Source organism: uncultured Paenibacillus sp., assembly GCF_963515335.1.
In the GTDB taxonomy this organism is placed as follows: Bacteria; Bacillota; Bacilli; order Paenibacillales; family Paenibacillaceae; genus Paenibacillus_I.
Map to the genome: position 1 here is coordinate 185,273 of NZ_CAUPYC010000001.1, position 9,053 is coordinate 194,325.

Annotated in this window: 8 protein-coding genes; 2 read left to right on the top strand and 6 right to left on the bottom strand. The window is 55.2% G+C overall.

What is annotated here, in order from left to right:
• Window positions 1-28: 28 nt before the first annotated feature.
• Window positions 29-1,381 (bottom strand): transposase, encoded by a 1,353-nt coding sequence (locus RWM61_RS00870; protein WP_313996380.1) that lies wholly within the window; start codon window positions 1,379-1,381, stop codon window positions 29-31.
• Between RWM61_RS00870 and RWM61_RS00875 the strand changes: the two genes are divergently transcribed.
• A complete protein-coding gene (locus tag RWM61_RS00875; protein ID WP_313996340.1) occupies window positions 1,283-1,492 on the top strand; it encodes a hypothetical protein in 210 nt (69 codons plus the stop codon). The two genes, RWM61_RS00870 and RWM61_RS00875, sit on opposite strands and share 99 nt — an antisense overlap.
• Window positions 1,493-1,882: 390 nt before the next feature.
• Here the strand turns inward: RWM61_RS00875 and RWM61_RS00880 are convergent, their stop codons facing one another.
• A complete protein-coding gene (locus RWM61_RS00880) occupies window positions 1,883-3,022 on the bottom strand; it encodes a substrate-binding domain-containing protein (RefSeq protein WP_313996343.1) in 1,140 nt (379 codons plus the stop codon).
• A 324-nt stretch (window positions 3,023-3,346) separates the two neighbouring features.
• Here RWM61_RS00880 and RWM61_RS00885 point away from each other — a divergent pair, with 324 nt between their 5' ends.
• Window positions 3,347-4,453 carry a Gfo/Idh/MocA family oxidoreductase gene (locus RWM61_RS00885; RefSeq protein ID WP_313996346.1) on the top strand — a complete coding sequence of 369 codons (1,107 nt, stop codon included), beginning with the start codon at window positions 3,347-3,349 and terminating at the stop codon, window positions 4,451-4,453.
• 259 nt (window positions 4,454-4,712) lie between these two features.
• On the opposite strand, the gene sufB is transcribed toward RWM61_RS00885, so the two are convergent.
• The 4 genes from sufB to sufD form a co-directional block, all read right to left on the bottom strand.
• A complete protein-coding gene (gene sufB, locus RWM61_RS00890; RefSeq protein WP_313996349.1) occupies window positions 4,713-6,110 on the bottom strand; it encodes a Fe-S cluster assembly protein SufB in 1,398 nt (465 codons plus the stop codon).
• 51 nt (window positions 6,111-6,161) lie between these two features.
• Complete coding sequence (gene sufU, locus RWM61_RS00895; protein WP_313996352.1) at window positions 6,162-6,581, bottom strand: Fe-S cluster assembly sulfur transfer protein SufU; 420 nt, start codon at window positions 6,579-6,581, stop codon at window positions 6,162-6,164.
• On the bottom strand, window positions 6,568-7,794 hold the full coding sequence (locus RWM61_RS00900; protein ID WP_313996354.1) for a cysteine desulfurase: 1,227 nt from the start codon (window positions 7,792-7,794) through the stop codon (window positions 6,568-6,570). Before RWM61_RS00900 ends, sufU begins: the two co-directional genes overlap by 14 nt.
• Window positions 7,791-9,053: Fe-S cluster assembly protein SufD (sufD, locus tag RWM61_RS00905; protein ID WP_313996357.1), on the bottom strand; the 1,263-nt coding region annotated here is incomplete at its 5' end. The genes RWM61_RS00900 and sufD, both read right to left, overlap by 4 nt.

Here is a 9,053-nt window from a genome sequence, read left to right on the forward strand (position 1 = left end):
TAACTAGACAGTCAAAAGTTCTACAGCATTAAGAAGCGAGCAAATCGGCGTCAATATCAGACGTTTCCTGCTTGGATTGGATTATTTTCGTTATGGATAAGTGCGGACTGCGAGCAAACAGGCGAAAAATGGAAGTGCGCAAATAAGCCATCACCGTGGCCTCGGAAACGACCGTCTTGGAGGGCGTTCTCAGGTAGCGAAAGAACAAGCCAGGAACCCGGCTCGAATAACGAACGGCGATCAGTTGCAATAATCCCATGGCGATGCAACTGCACATGACGTAACCTTCAATCGCTTTCACCGTTTGCCGAATGCGGGTGCGTTCCTTTTCATCGGTAACATGCTCTACTGGATGGGATTCTCCCTTCTTGAGATACCGTTTCAGCTTCGGCATGGACTTGCTCCAGAAATGGTAGCTGAATCCACCGATGGCTTGCTTCATTTCGCGGAACGTACATTCGATCTTGAAGCGGTATCCGTATAACTGGATGATGTCCGTCGCCGCCAGGGTAAGATCGGTGGTCACGAGAATGGACAGCCGGTTGCCCCATCGGACCAGCACAAAGCGCAGTTCCTGGTACAGTCCTTGCCCCCACAGCAAATCCAGGCAGAGGTACTGAACCGTCTCTTCCTTGCCGTACATCGTCACTGTGGCGGTTTGAAACTCGGACGCGCGGGTTTGGAACAACTCCTTCAGTTTGACCATCGGGCCTTTCTTCGGCGGACGCCCTCTTCCCTTCTTCCGGGCCGACGGATGCTCATAAGCCACCGCATTGGCTTTGGCCTTCGTGACGATGTGCAAGGGCGCGACAGCCGATGCGCTCTCTTCCTTCCATCGCTCCAGCGCGGGAATGGACAGAAAGTACCGATCCAGCAGCAGGATCGCTTTCCCGAACGCTTGGGCGGCCACAAAGCCCTGATCGATCATCTGCACAACATGGGAGTCCTGCCGCTCAGCCGGATGTTCCCAGCCAAAGATCGATTTCACGCCATCCTGCAGATTCATGAATAACGGGAGGCAGAACCACTTGTGGGGCGTCCCCATGAGGATCCCGATGGCGCCAAACAGATGGCCGAAGATATACTCGGCTTTGGAGCTGTTCTCGGATTCCTGATGAAGCTTCTTGACCCCGGGCATCCGGCGGGCCTCCTTGGCTTGCTTCATCCCGTCGCCGACGAGGACTACCGCTCCGTTATGGGAAAACAGCGGGGCTACGCGCCGAACTACTTGAAGCCACGTGAGACGAAGGGATTCCAGTGACCAAGCGGAGGAACGGAAGAAATGGATCAGGCTCTCGTAGCCACGCGGATGCAAAGAGAGATCCCGTATCAGAGTCGTCATCCCCAACTGATCGGTGCGCAGCATCAGACCGACAATGATGACAACGAACCACTCGAAGGTAGCGATTCGGGAAAAGCAAGCTTGGAACGCAGACAAAACTTCATTCATAAATTTCAGCATCGTATGGTCAATCGCGACGAAATCGGGTAAACTTGCAAGGTAACCCTTTCTGCGATCTGATCTCCTTTCTGGTGTAGGAACCTTAGGATATCACAGGATCGCCTGATTGGGTTATTTTTCTAGCTGACAATTTTTCGACAAGAACTTTTCACTGTCCAGATGATAAGCGCTTGCAAAAAAAATTGTAAGCGCCATCTTATCAAAAAGACGGGATATGTTACTCAGTTGATAATACAACTTATATCAGGATATGTCATCTATTGCCTGTAATACTAACAGAGAGAAAAATATGTTGTCAACACATATCAAGTTATTTTTTTAAGCGTTTACATAACGTGAAGAAAAACAGGAGTATTGTGCAGTCCGCACAATACTCCTGCTGTGGATGTAAGCCTATAACCCATGCTTTCGGTCATCGGTTCATAAGGAACGGGTCGACCGACCTTCAATCAATTGATAATCCAAACGGGTTTGCAGCGGCACGCGATCGCCTTGCAGCTGCGCCATGAGAAGCTCAACCGCTTTGGTCCCCATCGCGTGCTCATTCTGGCGGATATGGGTGAACCACGGAATATCTAAGGGATCGTCAGGGCAATCAAAGCAGGTCACGGAGAAGTCTTCGGGAACCCGTTTGCCCAATTGCTTCAGCACCTTGGTCAGCATGACGGCAAGCTCGTATTCCGCCGTCACAAAAGCGGTAACCTCGGGATTGTCCCGAACAAAATCATGGAGCGTCCGAACATCCCGCTCCACAAAATCACGATGCTGCTCGGAGGCCCAATTGATCGGAGGCGCGCTTGTCAGATTGGTGATCAGATGCTCGGGCTTAAGCCGCAAACCGTACATGAGGTACGCCTGTTGAAAACCCTGCAGTCTGTCCTCGACCGTAGAGGTGATTTCAGGCGGAGGGGAAAGAAAGGCAACGTGCTGGTGACCCCGGTCAAACAGAAACGACGTAAGTTCTTGGGCAGCCGCCTTGTTGTCGGTCGTGACGGTTCCGGCCAAAATTCCTTTAAGATCCCTGTCCACGACAACCGTCGGAAAGCCCTCCAGAATCAGCTTCAGCAGATTTCGGTTGTACTGCTCGCTGCTCACCGGAAAAGCAATCAGCCCCTGAACACCCATCTGCATGACGGACGATATGGCCTCCTCCTCCCCCTCTATAAGTCCGCCGCCCCGCTTAATAATAAGGGTTCCGTTGCATTCGGCAATCTTTTTCTCGATGGCATATTGAAGCTGCAGCCCGTACCCCGTCATATACCCGGGAAAAACGGCTCCGACCAGCAAACCTTCATGCTGCTGCAGCGCGGCACACCCCAGGGATGCGGTCTCGTTCCCAACGGTCAGCTTTTCGGTTACGTAGGAGCCTTTTCCGCGTATACGCTGAATCGTATTGTTGCTCGCCAGCAGATCCAAGGCCTTCTTCGCCGTAATTCTGCTGACCTTGTGATGATCGGATAGCTCCTTTTCCGAAGGGACTTTATCCCCCGGCAGCAAGCTTCCTGTCATAATATCCTTCGTAATCTGATTGGAAATCTGTTGATAGAGGGGCTTGTTCATCGAATCGTCCTTCCTCCACTATCTAATGATATAACAAATATATCAACTGTATGATAACCCGTCAACACAAAAATCCAACTTATGGCAATTTTAACATACGCATTTTGGCCGAATTCCCGACAAAATCAATCGTGGGTGGTCGCCGCCCGATATTATGAAAACCAATTCATAGATTATTGTCTCTTTGCCGGTTGATATAATGTCGTTATATTGCAGTCTTTTTGGCCGATTATTGCAGTAAAAACAGCGATGCTAATGTGATAGCTTAATATTAATGTCGTTATTCCAAAGACAAAACAACCACTACAAAAATGGAGGTAAATGATGAGCAAAATCATTAGAGTCGCGCTTATCGGCTGCGGCGGAATCGCCAACGGCAAACATATGCCTGCCCTTAGCCGAAACAAGCATGTGGAAATGGTCGCTTTCTGCGATGTAATCGAAGAACGCGCCGAGAAAGCCGCAAAGCAATACGGTACTCCTAACGCAAAAGTATACACTGATTATAAAGAGCTTTTAAACGATCAGACTATCGACGTAGTACATGTGCTTACACCGAACGAATCCCACTCCTACATATCCATAGCAGCTATGGAAGCCGGCAAACATGTCATGTGCGAGAAGCCAATGGCGAAGACCGCAGCCGAAGGCCGCGCGATGGTCGAAGCGGCACGCCGCACCGGCAAGAAATTGACTATCGGCTACAATAACCGCTTCCGTTCCGACAGCCAATACCTGAAAAAAGTATGCGACGCCGGCACACTGGGCGAAATCTACTATGCAAGAGCGCATGCGATCCGCCGCCGCGCGGTTCCGACATGGGGAGTATTTCTGGATGAGGAAAAACAAGGCGGCGGACCACTTATCGATATCGGTACGCATGCATTGGATTTGACGCTTTGGATGATGAACAACTACAAACCGGTTTCGGTGACGGGTTCCGTTTATCACAAGCTCAGCAAGAAGGAAAATGCAGCGAATGCATGGGGTCCGTGGGATCCGGCGAAATTCACCGTAGAAGATTCCGCAATGGGCTTCATCAAGATGGAGAACGGTGCGACAATCGTTCTGGAAGCAAGCTGGGCGCTTAACACCCTTGATATCGATGAAGCGAAATGCTCCCTCAGCGGCACCGAAGGCGGAGCCGACATGAAGGGCGGCCTTCGCATCAACGGAGAAGAAAACAGTCGTCTTTATGTAAAGGAAATCGATCTTAAAGCCGGCGGCGTTGCTTTCTATGACGGCGACGGCGGTGCAACGGACATCGATCTGGAGTGCTCCACCTGGGTGGACGCGATCCTAAATGACAAGAATCCCGTCGTTCTCCCTGAGCAGGCGCTGGTCGTTACGGAAGTTCTCGAAGCGATTTATGAATCCGCACGTACCGGCAAGACCGTTCATCTGAATGAGGCCCGAAAAGAATTGGTATAAAAAGCTTCAACCAATTTGGGTCTCCGTGCCCTAATTTACCCCCCTCGCCGCTGTACCTTTGATAATATATTTCTGTGAAAACACGCTGATATAACGACTGGAATAACGCATCGATATCGATATCCAGGTTCCATTTACTTGAGGATTTCCTGCTAATTTTGAGCCTGGCGTATTGAAAACCATCGGTTTCTCGAAAAGCCCCGCGGCACGAATGCCGCGAGGCTTAGCTGCTTGCTTGCGGAGGCTTCCGACCGGCGGATTAACCGATGCTGCCTTCCATCTCGAATTTGATCAAACGGTTCATTTCAACCGCGTACTCCATCGGCAGCTCTTTCGTAAACGGCTCGATGAAGCCCATGACGATCATTTGCGTCGCTTCCGCTTCGGTCAATCCGCGGCTCATCAGGTAGAACAATTGATCCTCCGATACCTTGGATACCGTCGCCTCATGCTCCAGCGTAATGTTGTCGTTCATGATTTCGTTGTACGGAATCGTGTCCGACGTCGACTCATTATCGAGAATGAGCGTATCGCACTTGATGTTCGCCTTGGAGCCTTCCGAGTTGCGGCGGAAGGAAGCGAGCCCGCGGTACGTCACTTTGCCGCCGTGCTTGCTGATCGACTTCGACACGATCGTCGACGTCGTGTCCGGCGCCATGTGGATCATTTTGGCTCCGGCGTCCTGGTGCTGTCCCTTGCCGGCAACGGCGATCGAAAGCACCATGCCCTTCGCGCCGCGGCCTTTCAGAATGACGGCCGGGTATTTCATCGTCAGCTTGGAGCCGATGTTGCCGTCGACCCATTCCATCGTCGCGTTCTCTTCGGCGACCGCGCGCTTCGTTACGAGGTTGTAGATGTTCGGCGCCCAGTTCTGGATCGTCGTATAACGGACGCGCGCGTCCTTCTTCGCGATGATCTCGACGACCGCGCTGTGCAGCGAGTTCGTGCTGTAGACCGGCGCCGTGCAGCCTTCGACGTAATGGACGAAGCTGCCCTCGTCGGCGATGATCAGCGTGCGCTCGAACTGGCCCATGTTCTCCGAGTTGATGCGGAAATACGCCTGCAGCGGAATTTCGCACTTCACGCCCTTCGGCACGTAGATGAAGCTGCCGCCGGACCATACGGCGCTGTTCAGCGCCGCGAACTTGTTGTCCGCCGGCGGAACGACAGTGCCGAAATACTCCTTGAAAATCTCCGGATGCTCGCGAAGCGCGGTGTCGGTATCGGTGAAAATAACGCCCTGCTTCTCGAGATCCTCCTGCATGCTGTGGTAAACGACCTCGGACTCATATTGCGCCGATACGCCCGCGAGGAACTTCTGCTCCGCTTCGGGAATCCCCAGCTTGTCGAACGTTTCCTTGATTTCCGCGGGCACTTCCTCCCACGTCTTGCCCTGCTTCTCGGACGGTTTCACATAGTACTGGATGTCGTCGAAGTCTAGCTCATCCATGTTGCCGCCCCAACGCGGCATCGGCATTTTGTTGAACTGCTCGAGCGACTTCAGACGGAACTCGAGCATCCAGTCCGGCTCGTTCTTCATCTGCGAGATCGTGCGCACGATTTCCGGCGTCAAACCTTTACCCGATTGGAATACGGCCTTGTGCTCATCGCGAAAGCCGTATTTGTACTCTTCCATTTCCGGCATTTTTTTCGCCATTGTCCTCTACCTCCTTGTATATTTATACCCGTTATGCCGACATGCGGCCCGTTATTGCGGTTCAACGCCCTTGCGAAGCGCGTTCCAAGCCAGCGTTGCGCATTTGATGCGCGCCGGGAACTTGTTCACGCCCGACAACGCCTCGATATCCTCGTATTCCTCGAATTCAACCGGCTCGCCTTTCATGAGGGAAGAGAATTTGTCGGCCATGGCCAGCGCCTCGCCGATCGTCCTGCCCTTAACCGCGTCCGTCATCATCGAAGCCGACGACATGCTGATCGAGCAGCCTTCGCCCGTGTATCGGGCTTGCTTGACGATGCCGTCCTCCACCTGCAGCTGCAAGGAGATCCGGTCGCCGCAGGTCGGATTGTTCAGGTTGACCGTGACGGAGCCTTCGTCCATGGTGCCGCGGTTGCGCGGGTTTTTGTAATGGTCCATAATGACGCGCCGGTACAGATCATCCAATTGCATGGCCGAAGAACTCCTTTGTTTTTTGTAAAGCCGCCGCAAGCCGTTCCACGTCATCCTCGGTATTATACAGATAAAAGCTTGCCCGCGCCGTCGCCGACACTTCCAGCCTGCGCATCAGCGGCTGGCAGCAGTGATGGCCCGCGCGGATGGCGATGCCTTCCGTGTCGAGCACGGTGGCGACGTCGTGCGGATGAACGTCGCCGAGATTGAAGGTGACCAGTCCGACACGGCCTTCCTTCGGACCGAAGACGGTGATGCCTTCGATCTCAGACAGCCGGTCATACGCATAGCCCGCCAGCTTGCTCTCGTGCTCGTCGATCGCATCGAGCCCCACCTCGGTCAGAAAATCGATCGCCGCCGCCAGGCCTACGGCGCCGGCGATGATCGGCGTGCCGCCTTCGAACTTCCACGGCGCTTCCTTCCAGGTCGATTCGTGCAGGCCGACGAAATCGATCATTTCGCCGCCGAATTCGACCGGCTCCATCCCATCGAGCAGCGCCTTCTTGCCATAGAGTGCCCCGATTCCGGTCGGACCGCACATCTTGTGGCCAGAGAACGCGTAGAAATCGCAATCGAGCCCGCGCACGTCGACCTTCATGTGCGGCGTCGACTGCGCGCCGTCGACGACCATGACGGCGCCGTGACGGTGCGCGACTTCCGCGATTTCCTTCACGGGGTTGATGACGCCGAGCACGTTCGAGACGTACATGACGGAAACGATCTTGGCGCGGCTTGTGATCGTCGCCTCGACGTCCGCCATGGAGATCGTGCCGTTCGGCTGCAGCGGAATATATTTCAGAACGGCGCCGGTTGCTTTCGCAGCCTGCTGCCACGGAATCAGATTGCTGTGGTGCTCCATCGGCGTAAGAACGATCTCGTCGCCTTCGCCGCACACCGACCGCGCATAGGAGGAAGCGACGAGGTTCAGCGCCGCCGTCGTCCCGCGCGTGAACACGATTTCCTGCGCGCTTGATGCGTTCAGGAACTTCGCGACTTTGTCCCGCGCCCCTTCATAGGCGTCGGTCGCGCGCGATCCGAGCGTGTGAACGCCGCGATGCACGTTCGAGTTGTCCCGCTCGTAATACCGTTTCACCGCGTCGATCACCGACTGCGGCTTCTGAGAGGTCGCCGCGTTGTCCAGATAAACGAGCGGATGCCCGTTGATCTCCTGGTGCAGGATCGGAAACTGCTTGCGCAGCTCTAACGGATTCATGATCCCAGCTTCCCTTCGAGCAGTCGCTGCAGCTGCTCCCTCACCGCCTCGATCGGAATTTCCGATACGACCGGCGCAAGGAAGCCGTTGATGATCAGGCGCTCCGCTTCCGCCTTGCTGATGCCGCGCGACATGAGATAGTAGATTTGCTCCGCGTTCACTTGGCCTACGCTTGCAGCATGCCCTGCCGTCACGTCGTCCTCGTCGATCAGCAGGATCGGGTTCGCGTCGCCGCGCGCCTTCGGGCTGAGCATCAGCACGCGCTCGGTTTGCACGCCGTTCGCTTTGGTGGCGCCCTTCTCGATCTTCGTAACGCCGTTAATGATCGCCGTCGCCTCGTCGCGCATGACCGCGCGGGTCACCATGTTGCTGTCCGAGTTCAGGCCGAAGTGAACCGCCTGCGTCGTAAGGCTCATGGCCTGCGAATGCGTGCCGACGGAAATCACCTTCGCGTCCGACGTCGAGCCGTTGCCCTTGAGCACCGACTTCGTATCGGACAGCGTGTTGCCGTCGTGCAAATCCCCTACGATCCACTCTATTCCCGCATCGTTATGCACGACAGCCCTGCGGGTCGACACATCGACGACATTGTTCGCCATATGGTGAACCGTCGCAAACCGGACCTTCGCTCCCGCCTTGACGATCACCTCGACCGCCCCGCTGTGGACGGCCGGCGCCGTGCGGCCCGACTGGGCCGATACGACATGGTCCACATACGTGACGCTGCTGTGGGTGTCCGCAACGATCAGGATATGCGGCGCGAACGCCGCCTCTGCATCGTCCTGGAACAGCAGCGCCTGCAGCGGGATGTCGACCTCGACGTTCTTCGGAACGTAGATGAAAACCCCGCCGTTCCATACCGCCGCATGAATGGCCGCCAGCTTATCCTCGTCTTTGGCGATCGCCGTAAACAGATGCGCTTGAACCAGTTCGCCGTGCTCGCGGGCAGCCGTTTCCAGATCGGTGAAAATAACGCCTTTCGCCTTCAGCTCGTCGGCCAGATGGCTGTACACGACGCCGGAGTTGCGCTGGATGAGCAGGTTCGCGGACGTGCCGGACGGCACAAGCGTCCTGACGTCGTCCGGAAGCGCATCGGGCGAAGCAATCGCTTCAGCGGGCTTGTATGCGCCGATCGCGCCGAGATTCCAGCGGTCGATCCGCGTTTTTTCCGGCTTCGGCAATTCCAGCGTTTCGGACAACGCCGCGGCTTCGGCGCGAAGCGCGGTCAGCCATTCCGGTTCGCCGTTCGCGCGCGATTG